This window comes from Acidimicrobiia bacterium, from assembly GCA_036396535.1.
Taxonomy (GTDB): Bacteria; Actinomycetota; Acidimicrobiia; order Spongiisociales; family UBA5794; genus DASWKR01.
In genome coordinates this window covers 1-21,355 of record DASWKR010000012.1, presented here as the reverse complement: position 1 = coordinate 21,355, position 21,355 = coordinate 1, and the positions used below count along the sequence as shown (strand labels likewise).

At 68.3% G+C, this 21,355-nt stretch carries 22 protein-coding genes, 1 tRNA gene and 1 pseudogene; 20 read left to right on the top strand and 4 right to left on the bottom strand.

Annotated elements, in window-relative coordinates:
* Positions 1 to 41: 41 nt before the first annotated feature.
* On the bottom strand, positions 42 to 461 hold the full coding sequence (gene ndk / locus VGC47_01760; GenBank protein HEX9854024.1) for a nucleoside-diphosphate kinase: 420 nt from the start codon (positions 459 to 461) through the stop codon (positions 42 to 44).
* A gap of 166 nt (positions 462 to 627) precedes the next feature.
* Between ndk and VGC47_01755 the strand changes: the two genes are divergently transcribed.
* The 5 genes from VGC47_01755 to rodA all read left to right on the top strand — a co-directional run bounded on the left by VGC47_01755 (position 628) and on the right by rodA (position 6,370).
* Positions 628 to 1,659: a rod shape-determining protein gene (locus VGC47_01755; protein ID HEX9854023.1), complete on the top strand. Its 1,032-nt coding sequence runs from the start codon at positions 628 to 630 to the stop codon at positions 1,657 to 1,659.
* 179 nt (positions 1,660 to 1,838) lie between these two features.
* Positions 1,839 to 2,723, top strand: coding sequence for a rod shape-determining protein MreC (gene mreC / locus VGC47_01750; GenBank protein HEX9854022.1), 885 nt, complete (start codon positions 1,839 to 1,841; stop codon positions 2,721 to 2,723).
* Entirely contained in the window at positions 2,720 to 3,232 is a 513-nt protein-coding gene (mreD, locus tag VGC47_01745; protein HEX9854021.1) for a rod shape-determining protein MreD, read from the top strand. Before mreC ends, mreD begins: the two co-directional genes overlap by 4 nt.
* 10 nt (positions 3,233 to 3,242) lie before the next feature.
* The gene (gene mrdA, locus VGC47_01740) at positions 3,243 to 5,219 is read left to right on the top strand and encodes a penicillin-binding protein 2 (GenBank protein HEX9854020.1); all 1,977 of its coding nucleotides are present in this window, start codon (positions 3,243 to 3,245) and stop codon (positions 5,217 to 5,219) included.
* Positions 5,219 to 6,370, top strand: coding sequence for a rod shape-determining protein RodA (rodA, locus tag VGC47_01735; GenBank protein HEX9854019.1), 1,152 nt, complete (start codon positions 5,219 to 5,221; stop codon positions 6,368 to 6,370). The genes mrdA and rodA overlap by 1 nt, the downstream gene beginning before the upstream one ends.
* A 7-nt stretch (positions 6,371 to 6,377) precedes the next feature.
* Here the strand turns inward: rodA and VGC47_01730 are convergent, their stop codons facing one another.
* Entirely contained in the window at positions 6,378 to 6,965 is a 588-nt protein-coding gene (locus VGC47_01730) for a thymidine kinase (protein ID HEX9854018.1), read from the bottom strand.
* Positions 6,966 to 7,306: 341 nt separating this feature from the next.
* On the opposite strand from VGC47_01730, the gene VGC47_01725 reads away from it, so the two are divergent.
* From VGC47_01725 to VGC47_01655, 15 genes and pseudogenes are all read left to right on the top strand, one after another.
* A complete protein-coding gene (locus tag VGC47_01725) occupies positions 7,307 to 8,935 on the top strand; it encodes an Rne/Rng family ribonuclease (protein HEX9854017.1) in 1,629 nt (542 codons plus the stop codon).
* Positions 8,936 to 9,023: 88 nt separating this feature from the next.
* Positions 9,024 to 9,323, top strand: a pseudogene (gene rplU / locus VGC47_01720) (50S ribosomal protein L21).
* 116 nt (positions 9,324 to 9,439) lie between these two features.
* The gene (gene rpmA / locus VGC47_01715; GenBank protein ID HEX9854016.1) at positions 9,440 to 9,691 is read left to right on the top strand and encodes a 50S ribosomal protein L27; all 252 of its coding nucleotides are present in this window, start codon (positions 9,440 to 9,442) and stop codon (positions 9,689 to 9,691) included.
* Between the two features lie 31 nt (positions 9,692 to 9,722).
* Positions 9,723 to 10,994: a GTPase ObgE gene (obgE, locus tag VGC47_01710; GenBank protein ID HEX9854015.1), complete on the top strand. Its 1,272-nt coding sequence runs from the start codon at positions 9,723 to 9,725 to the stop codon at positions 10,992 to 10,994.
* Positions 10,991 to 12,088: a glutamate 5-kinase gene (proB, locus tag VGC47_01705; GenBank protein ID HEX9854014.1), complete on the top strand. Its 1,098-nt coding sequence runs from the start codon at positions 10,991 to 10,993 to the stop codon at positions 12,086 to 12,088. Before obgE ends, proB begins: the two co-directional genes overlap by 4 nt.
* 312 nt (positions 12,089 to 12,400) lie before the next feature.
* Entirely contained in the window at positions 12,401 to 12,760 is a 360-nt protein-coding gene (locus VGC47_01700; GenBank protein HEX9854013.1) for a hypothetical protein, read from the top strand.
* A 38-nt stretch (positions 12,761 to 12,798) separates the two neighbouring features.
* Positions 12,799 to 14,052, top strand: a complete 1,254-nt coding sequence (locus VGC47_01695) for a glutamate-5-semialdehyde dehydrogenase (GenBank protein ID HEX9854012.1) — start codon at positions 12,799 to 12,801, stop codon at positions 14,050 to 14,052.
* 27 nt (positions 14,053 to 14,079) lie between these two features.
* Positions 14,080 to 14,916, top strand: a complete 837-nt coding sequence (locus VGC47_01690) for a MoxR family ATPase (protein HEX9854011.1) — start codon at positions 14,080 to 14,082, stop codon at positions 14,914 to 14,916.
* Positions 14,916 to 16,334 carry a VWA domain-containing protein gene (locus VGC47_01685; GenBank protein ID HEX9854010.1) on the top strand — a complete coding sequence of 473 codons (1,419 nt, stop codon included), beginning with the start codon at positions 14,916 to 14,918 and terminating at the stop codon, positions 16,332 to 16,334. Before VGC47_01690 ends, VGC47_01685 begins: the two co-directional genes overlap by 1 nt.
* A gap of 82 nt (positions 16,335 to 16,416) precedes the next feature.
* On the top strand, positions 16,417 to 16,818 hold the full coding sequence (locus tag VGC47_01680) for a response regulator (protein HEX9854009.1): 402 nt from the start codon (positions 16,417 to 16,419) through the stop codon (positions 16,816 to 16,818).
* Between the two features lie 94 nt (positions 16,819 to 16,912).
* On the top strand, positions 16,913 to 17,410 hold the full coding sequence (locus tag VGC47_01675) for a M23 family metallopeptidase (protein ID HEX9854008.1): 498 nt from the start codon (positions 16,913 to 16,915) through the stop codon (positions 17,408 to 17,410).
* Positions 17,411 to 17,432: 22 nt separating this feature from the next.
* Positions 17,433 to 18,005 carry a nicotinate-nucleotide adenylyltransferase gene (gene nadD, locus VGC47_01670; GenBank protein ID HEX9854007.1) on the top strand — a complete coding sequence of 191 codons (573 nt, stop codon included), beginning with the start codon at positions 17,433 to 17,435 and terminating at the stop codon, positions 18,003 to 18,005.
* Positions 18,005 to 19,192: a LytR C-terminal domain-containing protein gene (locus tag VGC47_01665; protein HEX9854006.1), complete on the top strand. Its 1,188-nt coding sequence runs from the start codon at positions 18,005 to 18,007 to the stop codon at positions 19,190 to 19,192. The genes nadD and VGC47_01665 overlap by 1 nt, the downstream gene beginning before the upstream one ends.
* Before the next feature lie 78 nt (positions 19,193 to 19,270).
* Entirely contained in the window at positions 19,271 to 19,570 is a 300-nt protein-coding gene (gene rsfS / locus VGC47_01660) for a ribosome silencing factor (GenBank protein ID HEX9854005.1), read from the top strand.
* 27 nt (positions 19,571 to 19,597) lie between these two features.
* Positions 19,598 to 19,670 (top strand) — tRNA-Ala (locus tag VGC47_01655).
* Between the two features lie 756 nt (positions 19,671 to 20,426).
* Here VGC47_01655 and VGC47_01650 read toward each other — a convergent pair.
* Together VGC47_01650 and VGC47_01645 are read right to left on the bottom strand one after the other, a co-directional pair.
* The gene (locus VGC47_01650; GenBank protein HEX9854004.1) at positions 20,427 to 20,780 is read right to left on the bottom strand and encodes a helix-turn-helix transcriptional regulator; all 354 of its coding nucleotides are present in this window, start codon (positions 20,778 to 20,780) and stop codon (positions 20,427 to 20,429) included.
* Between the two features lie 5 nt (positions 20,781 to 20,785).
* Positions 20,786 to 21,052, bottom strand: a complete 267-nt coding sequence (locus VGC47_01645) for a type II toxin-antitoxin system RelE/ParE family toxin (GenBank protein ID HEX9854003.1) — start codon at positions 21,050 to 21,052, stop codon at positions 20,786 to 20,788.
* Positions 21,053 to 21,355: the final 303 nt, after the last annotated feature.

Below are 21,355 nucleotides of genomic sequence, written 5' to 3'. Positions count from 1 at the left end.
CGGCCGCTCGAGGTGGCGGCGGAGCAGGGCAACGACCTCGCTCAGGCGTCTGCCGAGTCGGGAAAGAACAATCCGAGCTCGCGTTCTGCGCTCGCTGCCGAGTCGCTCCCGTGGACGATGTTGTTCGTGATGACGAGGCCGTAGTCGCCGCGGATCGTTCCGGGGGGTGCGTCGACAGGGTTCGTCGGGCCCATCAGCGTGCGGGACACGGCGACCGCCGACTCGCCCGACCACTCCATGGCGACCACCGGCCCGCTCGTGATGAACGCCGTGAGCTCGCCGAAGAAGGGTTTGGCGACGTGCTCGGCGTAGTGGCGGGCAGCCAGATCGTCGTCGATCTGCAGCATGCGCATCCTCTCGAGCTTCAAGCCCTTGCGCTCGAACCTGGAGACGACCTCGCCGACGAGACTGCGCGCCACCCCGTCCGGCTTGACCATCACGAACGTGTGCTCGACTGCCATCGCCTCCCACTGCTCCCTCGCGAGACGGTGGCGGATACTACGTGGTGGAGGGCACGCCAGAAATCGCCGTCCTCACCCGGTCTACACTGTCAGCGCTCGCGACCCCACCATCGGTAGTCTCCATGGTGCGCGAGTATCGGCATATGAAGGGCGAGAGGGTTCCATGCTGAACAACTTGTTTGCCGTTGCCGGCAGGGACATGGCGATCGATCTCGGAACGGCGAACACGCTGGTCTTCGTCCGCGGGATGGGCATCGTCCTCAACGAGCCTTCGGTCGTCGCCATCAACACCAGGGACAACCGGCCGTTGGAGGTCGGCATGGAGGCGAAGCGGATGATCGGGCGGACGCCGTCCTACATCCAGGCCATCCGGCCGCTCCGCAACGGCGTCATCGCCGACTTCGACATCACCGAGAAGATGCTCCGCTACTTCATCGACAAGGTCCACAACCGGCGCTTCGCCGCCAGGCCTCGCATCGTCATCTGCGTGCCTTCGGGGATCACCGCCGTCGAGCGCAGGGCGGTGGAAGAGGCCGCGTACCACGCCGGGGCCCGCAGGGCGTACACGATCGAAGAGCCCATGGCCGCGGCGATCGGTGTCGGCCTCCCGGTCCACGAGCCGTCCGGCTCGATGGTCGTCGACATGGGAGGCGGGACTACCGAGGTGGCCGTCATCTCGCTCGGGGGCATCGTGGTGTCGAAGTCGATCAGGATCGGCGGAGACGAGCTCGACGAGGCGATCATCTCGTGGGTCAAGAAGGAGTACAACCTCATGCTCGGCGAGCGCACCGCCGAGCAGGTGAAGATGGCGATCGGATCCGCCTGGCCATACCCGGACGAGCCGGCGGCCGAGGTCAGGGGCCGCGACCTCATCAGCGGACTCCCGAAGACCGTGCTCCTCAGCAGCCCCGAGGTGCGCGAAGCGATCGAGGAGCCGGTCCAGGCGATCGTCGACGCCGTGAAGTTGACGCTCGACAAGACCCCGCCGGAGCTGGCGGCCGACATCATGGAGCGCGGCATCGTGCTCACCGGAGGGGGAGCTCTGCTGAGGGGGCTCGACGTGCGACTGGCGAACGAGACAGGCATGCCGATCGTGACCGCCGATCGCCCACTGCAGTCCGTCGTGCTCGGATCGGGCGCCTGCCTCGAGGAGTTCGAGGTGCTCCATGTCGTGCTGCAGTCGAGTGGGCGCAGTTGACGCCCGTCGTGTGTCTGCCGGCCTCGTAGCCCGACCGCGAGGCACAGGACGGCAGGAGTCGATCGGCGGGGTGGGGAAGACGGGACCGGGCAGGCGATCGCTTGCTCGACGTACCGGTCGAGCCCTCGACCACCACCCACTGCGGCCTCGAGCCTCGCCGGCCGTGAGGAGCTGACGGCATGTTCTCGTTCCGGCGATTCGACCGTTCGACGACCCTGTTCGTCGGGCTGTTGACGGTGGCTTTCCTCGTCGCCACGTTCGACGTCCGGTCACACGGTGTCGGCCTCGGTGAGACGATGAGGGAGGGAGCCCAGGTGCTGTTCGCGCCGCTGCAGCGCGCCGCTACCGCGGCGACCCGCCCCGTGGTCGGCTTCATCGACGGCCTCTCGGACATCGCAGGGCTGCGCGACGAGAACGCCCGCCTCCAGGACAGGGTGGACGAGTTGGAGAGCCAGATCCAGGAACAGCAGAGCCTGCAGAACCGTCTCGAGGAGCTGGAAGCGATCAACGACCTCGAGCCCCCCGGGCAGCTCTCGGCGATCACCGCCCAGATCTTCTCCCTCGGCACAAGCGAGTTCAACCACATCAGGTGGATCAATCGCGGAACCGCCGACGGCATCGCCCTCAACCAGACGGTGATCGACGAGGACGGGTTGGTCGGGAGCATCGACTTCGTCACCGAGTCGAGCGCCAGGGTGCGCCTCATCACGGACGTGCGGTTCGGGGTGGGCGTTCGCAACCTGGAGACGAACGAGCTGGGGACGATCTCCGGGCGAGGAGACGCCGACCTGCAGCTGCGGATGTTCAACGCCGAGAAGCCGGTCGCCAGAGGTCAGTTGCTCGTGACCGACGGGACGAGGTTCCCGGCGGGCATCGCCGTCGGCACGATCGTTGCGTCGGCCGAGACGGCGGCAGGCTTCCTGCTCGAGACGACCGTCTCGCCTGCGATCCGGGTCTCGGAGATCGAGTTCGTCAAGGTGATCGTCGGGTGGTCGCCGCTCGACGCCGTCGGTGAGGACGACGAGCCCCAGCCGGCTCCGAATGCCCCCGTGATCGGCCAGTGAGAGGCCGCGACGTCGTCTTCGCGCTGACCGTGGCGATCTTCGCCCTCGTCCTCCAATCGACCGTGTTCGCCGAGGGCAGGATCGAGCTCTTCGGCGCCTCTCCCGACCTGACGATCCTGGCGGTCATCGCAACGGCGAGGCATCTCGAACCTGAGCCGGCCCTCCTCGTCGGGTTCACGTCCGGTCTCTTCGCCGACCTGCTCGGCGGCGCCCCGCTCGGCCTGTGGGCGATCGCCCTCACGGTCGTCGCCTACGTGACCGTTCGCCTCAGAGCCCGGTCGGACCACGGCCTCGTGGCGATCGGTGTCGGGGTCTTGGCGCTGACTGCCATCGGAGAGGCGTTGTTCGCGCTCACCGGTACCCTGTTCGGCCAGCGCCTCTTGATGAGCGCGGGAGTGCTGAGGCTGATCTTCCTCCCGGCGGTGTGGAACGTCGCCCTGGCCGGCGCCGTCCTCCCGCCGATCAGCAAGGTGCTCGCCAGGGACCGGACGAGGAGTTGGCGACCGTGAGGCACATCTGATGTCGGGAGTCCGGATCGGGGTCCTGTCGCTCGTGTTCCTCGCGATGTTCTCCGTGCTGACGCTGCGTCTGTGGTCGATGCAGGTCACGTCTGCCGAGGAGTACCGCCGCCAAGCCGACGAGAACCTGGTGAAGGTCGTGGAGACGCCCGCCCCCCGCGGGGAGATCCGGGACGCCAACGGGGAGCTGCTCGCCGGGAACCGGCCCTCGCTGGCTGCCGTGATCGAGGGCGCCCTCGTGCCCTCGGCGGTCGAGGAGGAGTTGGTCCAGCGCCTGGCCGCCTTCTCGGGGCGCACCGCGGGCGAAGTGCAGGAGATCGTCGACGAGGCGAAGCAGCGGGGTGACCGCCTGACGGTCCTCGGCGACCTCACGCGCCGGCAGGAGGTCTTCCTCTCCGAGCGACTCGACGAGTTCCCCGGGGTTTCCATCGTGCCGCAGCCGGTGCGGCTCTACCCGAACGGCGAGCTCGGGGCGCACGTCATCGGGTACATCGGCCGCCCAGACGAGCACGACCTCGAGAAGCCGGGCGTCGGCCCGTCCGATGTGCTCGGCAAGGACGGCATCGAGCGACAGTACGACGATCTCCTCCGCGGAACGCCCGGAGCCATCAAGTACCTCGTCGACGCGGAGACGATCCAGGACATCCTCGGCGAGCAGGTGCCGCGGCCGGGGTCGACTCTCTACCTGACGCTCGAGCTCGAAACCCAACAAGTCCTCCACGAGTCGCTCCTCGAGGCGCTGACTCTCGCCCGAGAACAGCACGCCGAGGGCGGCTGCGAGCCGAGTGACGAGGACCAGGGGTGCCCGGTGCGCGCAGTCGGGGTCGTGCTGCGCGCCAAGGACGGCGCAGTGGTGGCCCTCGACTCGGTGCCGGGGTACGACCCCAACATCTTCATCGGCGGGCTGACCCAGCGCGAGTTCGAGGCGTTCCCGGACGGGGCGTTCAACGACAATGTCATCCAGGGTCAATACGCCCCGGCTTCCACGTTCAAGGCGATCACGTACGTGACCGCCATGGAGGAGGGCATCGCCCCGATCAGCACGTTCTCCGTCGAAGACCTCATCGAGTGCACCGCCCAGCTCAACGCCCCCTTCACGGACGCCAGCCAGCGGGTCTGGTCGAACTGGACGTTCCCGCGAGACGATGGGCTGCAGAACATCCACGCGGCGTTCACCCGCTCGTGCAACGTCTACTTCTGGGAGCTGGCACTGCGCATCTGGGAGGAGAACAAGCTCACCGAGCGCGAGAACATGCTGCAGGACTGGGCGAGGCAGCTCGGTTTCGGTGAGCAGACCGGGATCGATCTGCCGTTCGAGCAGGAGGGCATCGTCCCGGACAGGGAGCTGTTCGTGCGGTGGGCCGCCGAGCAGCCACAACGCCTCGACGCCGCCCGGCTCGACCTGGCGAGCCCGTGGCTCGGGGGAGACCTGCTTCAGGTCGCCGTCGGTCAGGGATCACTCGTGGTGACTCCCCTCCAGCTCGCCGCCGCCTACGCCGCCATGGCTAACGGAGGAACCCTGTACCAGCCGTACGTGCTCGATCGTGCGGTCGACGGCAACGACGACGTCGTGTTCGAGCACACGCCGGTCGTCACTCGCTCGCTCGACATCTCGGCAACGACGTGGCTCTCGCTGCGACGCGACATGCAGAGCGTCGTCAACGGGGCCGGGGGCACTGCCCGCAGCGCCTTCGCCGACTTCGGGCCCAACGTCGAGATGATCGGCGGCAAGACCGGGACGGCAGAGGTTCGCAAGGCCCAGACCCTCGAGGACGGCACCGTGCTCCCGTCGATCACGACCGCCGTGTTCGCCGGGGTGGCGCCGATCAACGATCCGGAGTACGTGGTCGTCGTCGTCATCGAGCGTGGCGGCAGCGGCGGGGAGCTCGCCGCCCCGACGGCTCGCCGCGTGTTCCAATACCTGCTCAACGGCCTGGACGGCATGACCCCCGTGGCCGTCGGCGAGGAGACCGACTGATGGCGCTCGCCTCCCGTCGCTCCGAGCCGGTCACCATCCTCCAACGCGAGCTGCCGCTGCGGCCCGACCTCGTCCTCCTGATGGCATACATGGCGGTCTCGGCGCTGGGGATAGTCATGGTCTGGACCGTGGCGACTGCCCGGCTCGAGGACCCGACGGCGTTGGTACGCAGGCACACGATCTTCGTGGTGATCGGGCTCGCCGCCTTTCTGGCGGTGTCTCTCGTCGATCTTCGGTCGCTACGCGCCCTGGCCCCGCTGGCGTACATCATCAGCCTCGGGACGCTGGTCGCCGTGCTCTTCGCACCGTTACGCGCCGGGACAAGCCGCTGGATCCCGATAGGGACCTTCCAGTTCCAGCCGTCGGAGTTCGCCAAGGTGGCGGTGATCCTCGGGCTCGCCGCTCTGCTGGCGTCTGCGGCCGAAGGGAACCTCAAGTGGTACCACGTCGCCAGGTCGTTCGTGCTCGTCGGCATCCCATCGATCCTCATCTTCAAGCAGCCGGACCTCGGGACGATGCTCGTCTTCGGCTTCATAGCCGTCGTCGTCCTGTTCGCGGCAGGCACGACGTGGCGCCAGCTCGTGTTCCTCGTGCTGGTGGCGGTGTTCGCCACGGTGATCATCTTCCAGACGGACGCGCTGCTCGACTTCCAGCTCGAGCGGATCACCGCTTTCCTCGATCCGACGGAGGACCTGGCGGCGACCTCGCTCTACAACCAGCGGCAGAGTGAGATCGCCATCGGCTCCGGGGGATTCTTCGGGGCGGGGCTCTTCGAGGGCACCCAGACGAACCTGCGCTTCGTTCCCGAGCAGTCGACGGACTTCATCTTCACCGCGGTCGGCGAACAGCTCGGCTTCGTGGGGGGCAGCATCGTCATCGCCCTCTACACCGTGATCGTGTGGCGGGTGATGATGGCAGCCGCGGTCGGGAGAGATCGCTTCTCCCAGCTCACCGCAGTCGGCATCGCCGCCCTGCTGGTCTTCCACGTGTTCGTCAACATCGGGATGACCATGCGGCTCATGCCGGTCACCGGCTTGCCGTTGCCATTCCTGAGCGCCGGCGGGTCGGCCTTTCTGGCCATGAGCATCGCCCTCGGTTTCGCCCACTCGATTTGGATGCGTCGCTCCCCGGTCCCCGGCGAACGCGGCTGAGCGCCGGTCAGGCCTCTATCGCCAGCTTCGGCTGCTGGGCTTCCGTGGGGTCGTAGCAGCGGCGGCAGCGGGCTTCGTATGCGTCGGTGGCCCCCAGGACGACGAGCTCGTCCGACTGGACGACCCGCTGGGTGAACAGTCCCGGCCCTCCGCAGCGGTGGCAGACGGCGAGAGCCTTGGTGACGTACTCGGCGCGCAGCATGAGCGACGGGATCGGCTCGAACGGGCGCCCCAGAAAGTCGGTATCGAGGCCGGCCACGATCACGCGCTTGCCCGCCCCGGCCAGGAGGGTCGCCACCTCGACCAGGCCGCCGTCGAAGAACTGGCCTTCGTCGATTCCTACGACCACGGTTCTGTCCTCCACCGACCTCAGCAGCTCGTCGGAGTCGGTGACGGGAATCGCCTGGGTCGAAAGCCTGCTGTGCGAGACGACCTCTGCGACGGCGTAACGGATGTCGACGGTCGGCTTGAAGGTTTGCGTCGGGACCCGGGCGAGGTGATAACGGGTGATGCGCCTGATCAGCTCTTCGCTCTTGCCTGAGAACATCGGCCCGCAGATGACTTCGATCCAGCCCTGCTCGGCCCTTCGCTGCATGGCGCCGGAGCGTAGCACCGCGGTTGGCGCCGCCACGATGGATACGGTGGCCGCCGCCACGATGGATACGGTGACCGGCCGGTGCGCCGAGAGCGCGAAGATGCCTGCTACCCTCGTGCGGGCTCGAGCCACTGCGTGCGGTGGCCAGTTTCCGGCCAAGGACCCGTCAGGGGATCGCTAGGACATGTCGACCGTGCTCGTCCTCACGCCCACATGCTGCTTCGTGGGCCGCACTGCACGAGTCGTGCTCCTTCCCGAGCATCTGCGCCGGATGCCGCACGCCGAGGGCCGCTCGAGCTGGTCAGTTCATCGCCCAGCAATGGGCTTCAAGGAGAGCTTGCATGCCTTTGTTTCGCAAGAAGACTCCCCGAGTCATCAGAAGAGGTGCACTCGAGGAGGAACGCAAACTGGAGGACCTCGGCGGAAAGACCGCCACGATTCGCCGCTTCAAAGAGCCGGAGCAGGTGACTGCCCCGGACAAACAAGACACGAGTAGGACGTCTCGGCGCAACAGCCGATCGAGCCGCGCCCCGGCGCCCGGTTCGCACCCCGACTCGGACTCGCGTAGCGGCCGCTCGTCCAGTCGCACCCGGTCGCGCAGCTCGACGAGTCGGGCGACGTCGAGGGAGCGGTCGTCGGCGCGACCCCACCTCGAGGTGCTGCCGCCTCCCGAGACGGCCCGCAAGCAGATGCTGGTGCGCTCCAGCCCCCACCAGACCCAGATCGTCGTCCTCGAGGGACCCGTCCTCGTGGAGCACTACGTCGCCAGGTCCGACAAGCAGTCGCTCGTCGGCAACGTGTACGTCGGGAAGGTGCGCAACGTCCTGCCCGGGATGGAGGCGGCCTTCATCGATTTCGGGGCCGGCAAGAACGGAGTCCTCTACTCGGGCGACGTGAACTACGACGATGCCGACGTCGAGAACGGCAAGCGCCGCATCGAGATGGTCCTCAAACCGGGCGACTCGGTCGTCGTCCGAGTCGTCAAGGACGCAATGGGTCACAAGGGCGCCCGGCTGGCGAACGACGTCAGCCTGTCGGGCCGCTATCTCGTGCTGTCCTCGGATCCGGATGTGCGCGGCATCTCGCGACGCCTTCCAGAGGACGAGCGCCGCCGGCTGCGCGACATCGTCGCCGACATCCGCCCCAAGGGGATGGGTGTCATCGTCAGGACGGCCGCCGAAGGAGCATCGCGAGAAGACCTCGAGGCGGACATCGAGCGCCTCGAGTCGATATGGGAGGACATCGAGGCGAAAACGGACGCTGCTCCACCCGCCCTCATCTACGAGGAGCCACAGCTCGTGCTGCGGGTGATCCGCGAGCACTTCACCAAGGACTTCAAGCGTCTCCTCGTCGACGACAAGGAGACGCTCGACATGGTCGTCTCCTACCTCGAGAAGACCGAGCCGGAGCTCGTCGGCAAGGTCAAGATGTACGAGGACGAGATGCCGCTGTTCGAGCGGTTCCACGTCGAGGATCAGCTCCGGAAGGCGCTCGACAGGAAGGTGTGGCTGCCGTCCGGTGGGCACATCGTCGTCGACAGGACGGAGGCCCTCACCGTCATCGACGTGAACACCGGCCGGTTCGTCGGGCACAGCAACCTCGAGGAGACCGTCCTCCAGAACAACCTCGAAGCCGCGGAGGAGATCGCCCGGCAGCTCCGCCTGCGCGACATCGGCGGGATCATCGTCATCGACTTCATAGACATGGAGATCGAGCGCAACCGCGACCAGGTGCTGCTCAAGTTCCGTGAGCAGCTCGCCAAGGACAAGCGGAGGACCCAGGTGTTCGACGTTTCGAACCTCGGACTCGTCGAGATGACCCGCAAGAACGTCTCGGCAGGGCTCCTCGAATCGTTCTCCGAGGTGTGCCCCCATTGTGCGGGGCGAGGAGTGCTGCTCTACGAGGACGCCGCCACGGTCGGCGCCCCCCTCCCTCCCGCTCTGGAGGTCGAGGACGTCACCGAGGACTGATCCGCCCTCGGCGACCCGTAGTAGCATGTGGCGCTCCGAACGCGAGCCGCAGCCCGCTCGCCGTTCCATGAATCTCGGAGGATTGAAGATGTACGCCATCATCCGCGCCGGCGGGAAGCAGGCGAAGGTCCGTGAGGGCGACGTCATCGACGTCGAGCGCATCAAGGACGCCGGGGACGAGGTCACATTCCAGCCGCTGCTCGTCGTGGGCGACGATGGCAGCATCGTCTCGGACCGGGGTGAGCTCGAGAAGGCCACCGTCACGGCCGCCGTGATCGGCGAGAGCAGGGGAGAGAAGATCCAGGTCTTCAAGTACAAGCCGAAGAGCGGGTACCGCAAGAACGCCGGCCACCGCCAGACGTACACCCGGCTGCAGGTGACGAAGATCGAAACCGGCGCCAAGAAGAAGGCAGCGTCGAAGAAGTCGACCGCCAAGGCGACCAAGCCAGCCGAGGCCGAGGAGGAGAAGTCCTCCGAAGCGCAGACCGACGAGGAGGCGTAACCATGTCGAAGACGAAAGCCAGCGGCTCCAGCAAGAACGGCCGCGACTCTGCCGCCAAGCGCCTCGGTCCGAAGGTCTTCGACGGGCAACGGGTCAGCGCCGGATCTGTTCTCGTACGCCAGCGCGGCACGAGGATCCATCCCGGCGACAACGTCGGGCGCGGCGGTGACGACACCCTTTTCGCCATGACGAGCGGCGTCGTGAAGTACGGCGAGCGTCGCGGGAGGCGCCTCGTCTCGATCCTCGACGACTGAGCGAAGGGGCGTCCCGCACGCCCTAGCCACCATGAGCTTCGTCGACCGGGCAACGGTCCGGATCAAAGGGGGAAACGGAGGCGCCGGCGTCGCCAGTTTCCTGCGCCAGAAGGGCAGGCCCCGCGGCAAGCCGACCGGCGGGTCGGGAGGCGCCGGGGGTGACGTTGTCCTCCGGGCCACCGCGGACAAGACCTCGCTGCTCGAGTACGACAGGCAGAGCCACTGGGCCGGCGAGGACGGCACCCACGGTGAGGGTGACCTCCGCCACGGCAGAGGCGGCAGGGTCACGGTGCTCGGGGTGCCGCTCGGCACCCTCGTCAGCGACGCATCCGGCACACTGCTCGCCGACCTCGTCGAGGAAGGCCAGCAGCTCGTCGTCGCCAGGGGAGGAAAGGGTGGCCGGGGCAACGCCGCTTTCGTCACGAAGGCGAGGAAGGCCCCGAGTCTCTCCGAGCAGGGAGAGTACGGACAAGAGGTCACGGTCGTCCTCGAGCTGAGGTTGCTCGCCGACGCCGCCCTCGTCGGCTTTCCGAATGCCGGCAAGAGCACGCTCGTGTCACGGCTCTCGGCCGCCCGGCCCAAGATCGCCGACTACCCCTTCACCACCCTCGAGCCGAACCTGGGAGTCGTGACCGTCGACGAGAGGCAGTTCGTCCTGGCGGACATCCCGGGCCTCGTCGAGGGGGCCGCCGAGGGAAGGGGGCTCGGCCACGAGTTCCTGAGGCACGTCGAGCGGGCGCGGGCCCTCGTCGTCCTCCTCGACCCGACCGACATGCAGGAGACGCCCTTCCCGGAGCAGCTGGCGGTGCTCGAGCGGGAGCTCGCCCACCACTCGGCTGCCCTGGCACGCCTCCCGAGGGTCATCGCGGTCAACAAGATCGACGCTCACGAGGACCCGCGCCTCCTGGCGGACTGGGCCGAACAGCGCGCCGTCCACGTCCACATGATCTCCGCCGCCACCGGCGAAGGGCTCGAAGCGCTGGCGCACGCCATCGCCGACATGGTCGATACGGCGAGACGTGCCGCTCCCGAGCGACCAGGCTTCGTGCTCCATCGACCACTCGAGTCGGACTTCAGCGTCACGAGAAGCGGGGGGGTGTGGCTGGTGGAAGGCCGCGCTGCGCAACGGGCGATCCGCCTCGCCGACCTCACGGTCCCGGAGGCCGCCGACCTCGCCTCCAGGCGACTTGCCAGGATCGGGGTCGCAGAAGCGCTGCGGGCGGCGGGCGCCGAACCCGGTGACGACGTCCAGATCGGGGATCTCGTCTTCACGTTCGACCCAGAGGCGGTCGGCACGGAATGAGACGCCCCGCGTCAGGCGGGAGCGCCGTCGTCGTCAAGGTCGGCTCCTCCTCGCTCACCGGCCCCAAGGGCGGGATCGATCCCCAACGAGTCGTCGCCATCGTGGAGCAGGTCGATGCCCTGTGGGGCGCAGGACATCCCACGATCCTCGTCAGCTCCGGGGCGGTGGCTGCCGGTCTCCCGGCGCTCGGGCTGCAGCGGCGCCCGACCGATCTCCCAGCTCTCCAGGTGGCCGCCGCCGTCGGGCAGGGAAAGCTCATGGAGATCTACACGCGAGAGCTCGGCGTGCGCGGCCGGGTCGCCGGCCAGGTGCTGCTCACTCGCGACGTGCTCGCCAATCGGGGCCAGTACCTGCACGCCCGGGAGGCCCTCGAGCGGATGCTGAGCCTCGGCGTCGTCCCGGTGGTGAACGAGAACGACACCGTCGTCGTCGACGAGCTCCGCCTCGGCGACAACGACCGACTTGCCGCAATCGTCTCCCACCTCGTCTCGGCGGGCATGCTCGTCATCCTGACGGATACGCAGGGGCTTTTCTCCGATGATCCCCGCCTCAGCGACGAAGCGGAGCTGCTGACCGCCGTCCGCCACACGGACGAGATCCTCGACGAGCTCCACAGGTCGAGTCGCGCCAGTGGCTTCGGATCGGGGGGGGTCGCCACCAAGGTCAGCGCAGCCAGGATGGCCGCATGGTCGGGCATCCCGACCGTGATCGCCGAGGCCGGCAGGGCAGACGCCGCGCTCGTCGCAGTGCAGGGTGGCGACGTGGGGACCTGGGTCGAACCGCACTCGTCGCGGCTGACGGCGCGCAAGCTCTGGATCGCATTCGGCCTCCGAACGGAAGGATCGCTCGCGGTCGACGCCGGCGCCGCCGCCGCCATAGTGCGGTCCGGTGCCTCGCTGCTGCCCGCCGGGATCGCCTCCCACGCCGGATCGTTCGAGGCGGGCGCCGCCGTCGAGGTCACCGCCGATGGGCGGATCATTGCCAAGGGGTTGACCCGAATCGGATCAGCCGACGTGACCACTCTCCGTGGGACTCACACTTCGGTGGCCGGTGGGGCAGTGATCCATCGCGACGACCTCGTCGTGTTCGGCTGATCGAGGCGCCGAGCGTTCCGCGACGCCCCCATTGACTGTGCCCGAGCGACTGGTAGCCTTGATGTCGTAGGGTGGTCAGGGCTTAGTGGGGGCTGCGGTGAAGCCGACGGAGTATCAGCATCTCGTCATGCGAGCGCAGTCGCGCCTGCAGAGCGACCACGCCTGGCCCGTCCTCGCCGTTGCCGCGCCGCCACTCACCGTTGTCGTCGGAGTGCCTTGCTCCGTAGCCGGTGCTCGGTCAGGCAGAGAACGGGAGAGCCGAATACCGATTGGCGACATCGTGAAGAGGTCGACGCGACAGGAGGTAGGAACATGGTGGAAGAACTGGTGGCGTTGCTCGTAGTAGCCGTCGTGGCGACTGTGATCGGCTTCGCCCTCGCCCGAAGACGCGATCAGCTCGCCAAGTCCTCGCGCATGGAGCTCGAGAACGCCAATCGCGAGCTACGGCGAGAGCTGTCTCTGGCGCGCCTCCGCAAGGCAGATGACGGAGCGGAGTCGGTGCGCACCGTCATCGATCTGAGGAAGGCGACGAGAGGTGACGTCGACGATGCGATCATCGACCTCGCCGACGGCAGGCGCACGTACGAGCCCGCCGAGGTGGCTCGCCTCGAGGCGCTGCTCATGAGGGAGATCGATCTCATACTCGACGAGGCAGCCAGGGCCTCCGACTGATCGGCGCCCGGGGCACCTGCCGCCGATAGACTCGGCGCATGAGGGTGAGTCCATCGATCGAGGAGATCGGCGCGCGCGCCAAGGCGGCCGCCCGGGTCATCGGCGGGTTGAGCCCCGCCATCAAGTCGGCCCTCCTCGAGTCGATGGCCGACCACGTCGACGCGGCGAGAGCCCAGATCCTGGCCGCCAACTCCGCCGACATGGAACTCGCAGACGCCGAGGGGATCTCGGGTGCCTTGCTCGACCGGCTGCGCCTCACCGAAGCTCGCATCGACGCCATCGTCGCGGGACTCGGGAAGGTCGCCGGCCTCGCCGACCCCGTCGGTGTCGTCACGAAGGGCTGGCGGATGGACAACGGCGTCGACGTGAAGCGGGTGCGGGTGCCGCTCGGCGTCGTTGCGGTCATCTACGAGGCACGGCCGAACGTCACGGCTGATGCCGCCGGACTCTGTGTGAAGGCCGGGAACGCAGTGCTGCTGCGCGGCTCTTCGTATGCGCTTCGTTCGAACAGGGCGATCGGCGACGCTTTGCGGGCCGCCCTCGTCGCCCGAGACCTTCCCGTCGATACCGTCCAAGTGCTCGACGACACGAGCAGGGAGGGCGCCACCGCCCTGATGCAGGCCACCGGATGGGTCGATCTGCTCGTGCCGAGGGGAGGCCAGGGCCTGATCTCCGCCGTCGCCGCCGAAGCCAAGGTCCCGTTCGTCATCGACGGGGCGGGCAATTGCCACGTCTACGTCGATGCCGCAGCCGACCTCGGCAAGGCAGAGGCCATCACGCTCAACGCCAAGGTTCAGCGGCCCGGGGTCTGCAATGCCGCCGAGACGCTCCTCGTGCACCGCGACGTCGCCGCGGAGTTCATCCCGAAGGTGGCGGCCGCGTTGCGTGGAGAGGGCGTCGAGCTGCGCGGCGACGAGGCGGCCCGCGCTCTCGACGGCGACATGGCGCCTGCGAGCGACGTCGACTGGGCGACCGAGTTCCTCGATCTCGTGATGGCGGTCAAGGTGGTCGACGGCATCGGCGAGGCGATCGAGCACATACGCCGCTACGGGACGGGCCACACCGAGGTGATCGTCACCGAGGACCTTGCGGCGGCAGACGCCTTCGTCGGCGGGGTCGACGCCGCGGTAACCGCGGTCAACGTCTCGAGCCGTTTCACCGACGGCGAGGAGTTCGGCTACGGCGCGGAGATCGGCATCTCGACCCAGAAGCTCCACGTGCGGGGGCCGATGGGCCTCGAAGCGCTCACGTGTGAACGATACGTGCTCACGGGCTCGGGCCAGGTTCGCTGAGTGTCCTTGTGGGAGAGCCCCAGCGAGGTGGCGACCGCGCTCGAGCGCGCCGGCTATCTCGCCGATCCGAAGATCGCGCAGGTCGTGTACCTCGCCGACCGGCTCGAGAAGCCGATCCTCGCCGAGGGCCCTGCCGGGGTCGGCAAGACGGCCCTGGCGGTGGCGATCGCAACTGCGGGGGGACGCCGTCTCGTGCGTCTCCAGTGTTACGAGGGTCTCGACGAGGCAAAGGCCCTGTACGAGTGGAACTACCACAAGCAGCTCCTGCGGATCCAGGCTGACGAGGGTCGGGCGTGGGACACGCTCGAGGGCGACATCTTCACCCGGGACTTCCTACTCACCCGGCCTCTCCTCGAGGCGATCTCGTCGGATGATCCGGTGGTCTTGCTCATCGACGAGGTCGACAGGGTCGAGATGGAGACCGAGGCTCTCCTCCTGGAGGTGCTCGACGCCTTCCAGATCACGATCCCGGAGCTCGGCACGATGGAGGCCCGGTCGCGGCCCATCGTCGTGCTCACCTCGAACAACACCAGGGAGCTGTCGGAGGCGCTCAAGCGGCGCTGCCTCTTCCTGCACATCACCTACCCGACGGCGGAGCGGGAGAGGGACATCCTGCTGGCGAGGGTTCCCGGGCTCCCGGAGCGCTTGGCGACCCGGATCGCCGAGGTGGTCCGCAGCCTCAGAGAGCTGCCGGTGCGCAAGGCGCCGTCCGTGAGCGAGTCGATCGACTGGGCTCGCACGCTGCTCGCCCTCGGCATCGAGGACGTGGACGCCGGTGTGACCGCCGACACGATCAACGTTCTCTTGAAGTACCAGACGGACATCGACAAGGCATTGGTGACGCTCGGGGCACCGCCGGGCTGATGATCGGGACACTCGTCTCATTCGTCGACGAGCTGCGCCAGGTCGGCGTGCCCGTGTCGATGGTCGAGGCGCTCGATGCGGCCTCGGCGCTGGAGCACACCGACCTCGGCGACCGCGAGGCCTTCAGGGCGTCACTCGCCGCCACGCTCGTGAAGAACGCCAGGCACGTTGCGACCTTCGATGCCACCTTCGACGTGTTCTTCGGCATGCGCGCCGCCGATTCTTCGGGAGACGAGGCGGTGACGGCGGGAGACGACGTCGGCGCGGAGCCCACCGGGGGCGGTGGCGGCGGTCCGGACGCCGGCGAGCTGTTCGACGCCATCGTCGCCGCGCTCGCCTCCGGCGATCGAGACGCCGTCAGGACCCTGGCACGCCGAGCCGTCTCCGAGCTCTCGGGAATCCAGCCCGGGAGGCCCGTCGGAGGGCGGTACTACTACTACAGGGTGATGCGCCGGCTCGGCGCCGAGTCGCTCGTCGACAGGCTGCTCGGGGCTACCGGCGACGATGGCGACGATCCGCTCGACGCCCGCCTGCGAGCAGAGCGGGCTCAGGTGGCAGCAGAGTCGTTCCGCTCCGAGGTCAGGCAGGAGATCATCAGGCGTCTCGTCGAGGATCGGGGGCCCGAGGCCGTCGCCCAGACTCTTAGGTCACCTCTCGTCGAGGATGTCGACCTGATGCACGCCACCCGTGAAGAGCTCGCCCGGCTCGACGCCGTCATCGCCCCGCTGGCGAGGAAGTTGGCGACTCGTCTGGCCGATCGCCTCCGCCGGGGGAGGAGGGGCAGGCTCGATGTGCGCCGCACGATCAGGCGATCTCTCGAGCACGGTGGCGCCCTCGTTGCCCCCAAGTTCAAGCCGCCTCGCGTCTCGAAACCGGAGCTCATCCTCTTGTGTGACGTGTCCGGCTCGATGGCGACGTTCGCCCGATTCACGTTGCAGCTGACGTACGCCATCTCGCACCACTTCTCGAGGGTTCGCTCGTTTGCCTTCGTCGACGGGATCGACGAGGTCACCCGGTACTTCGGTCCCGGTGTCGACTTCGCGGACGCCGTGGTCGACATGTCGGCCGGTGCCACTCTCGTGTGGCGCGACGGACACTCGGACTACGGGGCGGCGCTCGACTCGTTCCTCGACCGCTACGGAGACGTCGTGACTGCCCGCTCGACCGTGATCATCACCGGCGATGCGAGGTCGAACTATCGGGATGCGCGGCCTGAGCTGGTCGAGGAGTTGGCACGCCGGGCGCGTGCGCTCTTCTGGCTGAACCCCGAGTCGCACCGCTACTGGGACACGGGAGACTCGGTCATGTCGCTGTACGGGCCACACTGCGCCGATGTCGTCGAAGTGAGGACGTTGCGGCAGTTGGAGCGCTTCGTCGAGCGGGTCGCTCTCCACAGACGATTCGCTCGCCGCGCCTGAACCTTCCTCAAGTTTCCGTGGGGCAGAACCGATAGCTGGAGATGAGGAGAAGCACAGTGGTGCCGGTAAACAGGAGGAACTCGTGAGCAGGCGAGTGCTTGTAGTTGAAGACTCTCAGGTGATTCAGCGCCTGATCGAGGTCTGCCTGCGCCCGGCCGGTTTCGAGGTCGAGATGCGTGCCGACGGCCCGAGCGGCCTCGCCGCGGCGACCGAGCTGCTGCCCGACCTCGTCATCCTCGACGTCGGACTCCCCGGCATGAGCGGCTGGGAGGTTCTCGAGGCGTTGCGTGCCAACGAGGCCACGAGGGCCCTGCAGGTCCTCGTGCTGACGGCACACGCCCAGGACGAGCAGCGGGAGCGTGCCGATCGCGACGGCGCCGACGGATTCCTGACGAAGCCTTTCCGCCCAACGGACCTTCGGGAGCTGGCCACGAAGCTCGCCGGCCCCCCGCAGGAGCTCGCTTCCGCCTCGTCGGCGGTCTAGGAATCCCGGGCGGCACGGGCGGCGGACGCCCTTCTCTCTGTCATCCCGCGGCGATAGCCTGTGGCACGCTGCGGTGGCTGCCGGAGGTGCTCTCATGTCCCTCGCGCCGGCTGCAGCCGCGGTTGCGGTCCTGCTCTCCTGCCCCGGCCTCGTCGCCCCTGTGCCCGGACCGGTCGTCAGGTACTTCGAGCCGACCGGCGCATACTCCGGTCACTGGGGAGTCGACCTGGCGGCGCCCGTCGGCTCGCCGGTCACCGCCGCTTCACCCGGGTCGGTGACCTTCGCGGGGTCCGTGGCCGGGATGCGCTCCGTGACCGTCGACCACGGAGGAGGGGTGAAGACCTCGTACAGCTACTTGTCGAGGATCGACGTCACCCGCGGGGATCGGGTCGCGCAAGGTGACGTGGTGGGGCTCTCCGGGCTCGACCACGGCCGCCAAGCACTCCATTTCTCGGTCCGCCTCCGCGACGTGTACCAGGATCCGCTTGCCTGGCTCGGATGCCTCGAAGACCCACGGGACGGCCTGGCTCTCCTGCCCAGACAGCCGATGCCGGTGCCCGTGAGCGCCCCCGGTCGGCAGAGGGGTCCGTGACGGCCGCGCCTATGCTCCCGCCGTGCGACGCGGCCTGCTCGGCGGAACCTTCGACCCACCCCATTTGGCCCATCTGTATGCCGGTGAGGCGGCTTACAGGTCGTTGGGCCTCGACGTCGTCACCTTGATCCCGGCAGGCTCCCCCTGGCAGAAGGCGGCGGAGTCGGTCACCGGGTCGAGTGCCCGCTGGGCGATGACCAAGCTCGCTGTCGAGGGCGTCGACTACTTCGACGCAGACGACCGCGAGGTGCGCCGCGACGGGTGGACGTACACGATCGAGACCCTCGAGTCGTTCCCGGACGACGAGGAGTTGACGCTGATCCTCGGCGCCGACGCCGCGGCGCGGCTGCCGACTTGGCAACGTGGCGAGGAGGTCATGGCGCGGGCTGCCATCGCGGTGGCACCCCGGCCGGGTGTCGAGTCCCAACGGGTCGCCTCCGTGCTGGAGGGGCGCCGCTGGGAGTGGCTCACGATGCCGCTGCTCCACGTCTCGGGCACCGAGCTGCGGGCCATGGCGAGGGCGGGGCACAGCCTTCGGTTCCTCGTGGCCGAGCCGGTGTGGCGCTACATCGTGGCCGAGGGCGTGTATGGCTGATGGTGACGCGACGTCGCTCCCGGCCTGACGCACCCATCAGGCGCGCCGGTCGGCGCTCATGGAGCGGCATCGCGCTCGTCACCGTGCTGGTCGGGGGTCTGCTGGCGTCTCCCTGGTTGCGTGGACGCTGGTCGGAGTGGACGACCTCGTTGCGAGCGGATGCCGAGGCGGTCGACGTCGAGTCGGTTCTCGGCACCGGACAGAACGGCGACGAAGCCGCGGCTCTTCTCGTCGTCGTCACAGACGAGTCGGGGAGGGGGGCGTCGTTCGCCATTCTCACGGCAGACGAGGCAGGCGCCCCATTGGCCCTGCTCGTCCCGGCCCCGCTCTTCGTCACGCTGCCGGGCTACGGCGAGTTCCAGCTCGCCGATGCCCCGCTCTTCGAGGACGCCTCGTTCGCCGGCCTCGTGCTCACGAATGCGACCGGCCTTCGATTCGATACCGTCGCACTCGTCGGTCCCGACGAGATGACCGCAGTGATCGGGGGCGAGCTCGGCGTCGGCCTGCGGTCGGATTACGTCATCATGGGAGACACAGGGGAGACACTCGTGGCTGCGGCCGGCTCGTCCCGAGTAGACGCCGCCACGGCCACGATGATGCTGATCGATCCAGGTGGCAGCGACGTACTGGGGTGGGTGGAGCGGCAGGCGGCGGTGTGGGATGCGGTGCTCGGGGCTGCGGTTGCGGCGCCCCAGATCGCCGAGCGCCTGGCGTCCGTGGCGGCCGACCCGGCGGAGGGGAAGGCGGCGGTCGCCGCCGCGTTGGGTGCGAGCGTCACGCTCATCCCGGTCGATCGCACGGGCGCAGGCGGGGACGCCGATGGCTTCGTACTCGACACCGCCGAGGCAGACTCATTCATGGCAGCGAGGCTCGGCGGGCGCCTCGTTGCGGCAGAACCACGGCCGCGCCTCGAGCTCCTCAACGGGAACGGCCGGCTTCAGGGGGCGCGCGGCGTCGCCGAGGTGCTCATTGGCAGCGGCTTTCGCGTCGTGCGCACCGACAATGCGGTGACGTTCGACTACGACACGACGCTCGTCATCGCGCAAGGACGCGACAACATCCTCCCGGCCCAGGAGGTGGTTGCGCTCCTGGGACTCGGCGCCGTCGAGCTCGAGCTCCGTGCGCCGTCGAGTGTCGTCGACCTCTCTATCATCGTGGGATACGACGTTCCCGAGGCAGAGGACTAGCGCATCGCCGCCGATATCGAAGCCAGGACCGCAGCTCTGCATGCGGCTGCCGCGATCGACGACAAGCGAGGGCTCGACATGTCCCTGCTGGACGTATCGGAGCTCGTCGTCGTGACGGATGTGTTCGTCATCGCGACCGGCACGTCGAATCGTCACGTCAAATCGCTCGTGGACGAGGTCGAGGCGCAACTGGCGCGGCACCTGAGCCGCAAGCCGCTCCGTCGTGAAGGCAAGGAGCATGCCCGGTGGGTGCTCCTCGACTACGGCGACATCGTCGTCCACGTGTTCGATCAGGAGACCCGCGACTACTACGAGCTGGAGCGCCTCTGGGCGGACGCACCCTCGATCGACTACGAACCGGCCTCGGCGGACGCCTGATACAATCGCCGTCCCGCCGTTCGGCGAGGGGCTGTAGCTCAGTTGGCAGAGCGCTTGCATGGCATGCAAGAGGTCAGGGGTTCAAATCCCCTCAGCTCCACGCGGACCTGCCGGCGGCAGGTCCGTCTCCAGTTCCTTCGGAACTGCCTCACCGATCGCAAGGGTCCTTCGAGCCGTCCTGTCCACGCTGTCTCCTGCTGTGCGGGGTACGGGTGGCGCTCCCCACGCTGTCTCCCGCTTTGCGGGGGACCGGCGAGTGGTCGCTGTGCGACCCGAGCCGAGGGGGCGGCTTGGATTTGGGGCCCCCCTCGACTCGGCCTGTGGCGCTCGTCGATCCCCCGGCTGGTGCCGGGGGATTGCGTGTTGGGGCGGCTCGGGTTGGCGGGGCCCCCTCGACTCGGCCTGTGGCGCTCTCCACGCTGTCTCCCGCTTTGCGGGGGACCGGCGAGCGGTCGCCCTGCGACCCGAGCCGAGGGGGCGGCTTGGGGTTGGGGGCGGCTCGGGGTGTCTCGGAGCGCTGCCTATCCACGCTGTCTCCCGCTTTGCGGGGGACCGGCGAGCGGTCGCCCTGCGACCCGAGCCGAGGGGGTGCTTGGGGGTTGTGGGGCCCCCTCGACTCGGCCTGTGGCTCTCGTCGATCCCCCGGCTGGCGCCGGGAGATTGCGTGTTGGGGCGGCTTGGGTATGGCGGGGTGAGGTGTTGGGCGGGGTACGGGTGGCGCTCCCCACGCTGTCTCCCGCTTTGCGGGGGACCGGCGAGCGGTCGCCCTGCGACCCGAGCCGAGGGGGTGGCTTGGGTTGGCGGGGGGCATGGATCGGTACTTCCCGGAATGACCAGGCGGGCCTGCTCCTGGTCCTCAGTGTCCCCGTGACACGACGGCATGGCCGTCGCGCACGAGCTTGGCGATCGTGGGATCCTCCGAGAGTCGCTCACCGACGCCGACAACGAGCTCGTGACCGACTGCTGTGGCGAGCTTCTCGAGTGTGTCGAGGGTGGGACGCGTGCCGCCCCCTTCGACCCGCGCAATGGCTGATTGGGTCGTGCCCATGCGAGCGGCGAGCTCCGCCTGGGTGAGTCCCGCCTCGGTCCTCAGCCGGAACACGAGCTCACGGAAGGCGGTGATCCGACCCTCGTCCTCGTAGGCCGCCTCTCCTGATGGGGTGAGCGGGTGGTCTCTTTTGAGCTGCTCCCAGCTGGTGCGCCTGGTCATCTCGTTCACTCCTCGTCGACTCCGTGCTGTTCGGCGATGCATCGCTCCATGGCCCGTCGCGCCCGCTCGATCTCCCGTCGTTCTCGTCGGCGTGTCTTCTCGAAGACCGTCAAGAGCACGATTCGCCGCTCCGGCGCGATCCAAAACGTCACCCGAGTCGGTCGGCCCTTCAGAAAGAACCGGAGCTCTCGCAGCTTGCCGGCCAGTTGCCGGGTGTGCGGTTCATCGAGCAGCGGGCCCCGTTCGGCCAGCCGGTCGATGTGGAATCGCACCCGTCCTTGATCGTCCTCGCCCAGGGAGAGGTACCAGTCCGGACTTCTGGATCGAGCTCGACCTCGCCCCAGGGCATAGCGCGCATGCTATATCACGAGACTCCGCGAGGGAAGGCCGTATGGCTCCGCTGCGAGGCGGGTCAATGCAGATCCGTTGCCGATGGCCGCTCGATGGGTTCTGGCTGGCGCGACGCCACCCGGGTGATGCTTGGTTGGCGATCGTCGCGAGGGTGGTTCGAGAGCTGTCCTCTCCACGCTGTTTCCCGCTTTGCGGGGGACCGGCGAGCGGTCGCTGTGCGACCC

Bases quoted from the DNA above. Each gene is read 5' to 3' on its own strand.
- rodA (HEX9854019.1), top strand. From the start codon at position 5,219: ATGGCGCTCGCCTCCCGTCGCTCCGAGCCGGTCACCATCCTCCAACGC.
- VGC47_01675 (HEX9854008.1), top strand. From the start codon at position 16,913: ATGTCCCTCGCGCCGGCTGCAGCCGCGGTTGCGGTCCTGCTCTCCTGC.
- obgE (HEX9854015.1), top strand. From the start codon at position 9,723: ATGAGCTTCGTCGACCGGGCAACGGTCCGGATCAAAGGGGGAAACGGA.
- proB (HEX9854014.1), top strand. From the start codon at position 10,991: ATGAGACGCCCCGCGTCAGGCGGGAGCGCCGTCGTCGTCAAGGTCGGC.
- mrdA (HEX9854020.1), top strand. From the start codon at position 3,243: ATGTCGGGAGTCCGGATCGGGGTCCTGTCGCTCGTGTTCCTCGCGATG.
- mreC (HEX9854022.1), top strand. From the start codon at position 1,839: ATGTTCTCGTTCCGGCGATTCGACCGTTCGACGACCCTGTTCGTCGGG.
- VGC47_01650 (HEX9854004.1), bottom strand. From the start codon at position 20,780: ATGACCAGGCGCACCAGCTGGGAGCAGCTCAAAAGAGACCACCCGCTC.
- VGC47_01695 (HEX9854012.1), top strand. From the start codon at position 12,799: ATGAGGGTGAGTCCATCGATCGAGGAGATCGGCGCGCGCGCCAAGGCG.
- rpmA (HEX9854016.1), top strand. From the start codon at position 9,440: ATGTCGAAGACGAAAGCCAGCGGCTCCAGCAAGAACGGCCGCGACTCT.
- rsfS (HEX9854005.1), top strand. From the start codon at position 19,271: ATGTCCCTGCTGGACGTATCGGAGCTCGTCGTCGTGACGGATGTGTTC.
- VGC47_01725 (HEX9854017.1), top strand. From the start codon at position 7,307: ATGCCTTTGTTTCGCAAGAAGACTCCCCGAGTCATCAGAAGAGGTGCA.
- VGC47_01685 (HEX9854010.1), top strand. From the start codon at position 14,916: ATGATCGGGACACTCGTCTCATTCGTCGACGAGCTGCGCCAGGTCGGC.
- VGC47_01700 (HEX9854013.1), top strand. From the start codon at position 12,401: ATGGTGGAAGAACTGGTGGCGTTGCTCGTAGTAGCCGTCGTGGCGACT.
- VGC47_01730 (HEX9854018.1), bottom strand. From the start codon at position 6,965: ATGCAGCGAAGGGCCGAGCAGGGCTGGATCGAAGTCATCTGCGGGCCG.
- VGC47_01665 (HEX9854006.1), top strand. From the start codon at position 18,005: ATGGTGACGCGACGTCGCTCCCGGCCTGACGCACCCATCAGGCGCGCC.
- ndk (HEX9854024.1), bottom strand. From the start codon at position 461: ATGGCAGTCGAGCACACGTTCGTGATGGTCAAGCCGGACGGGGTGGCG.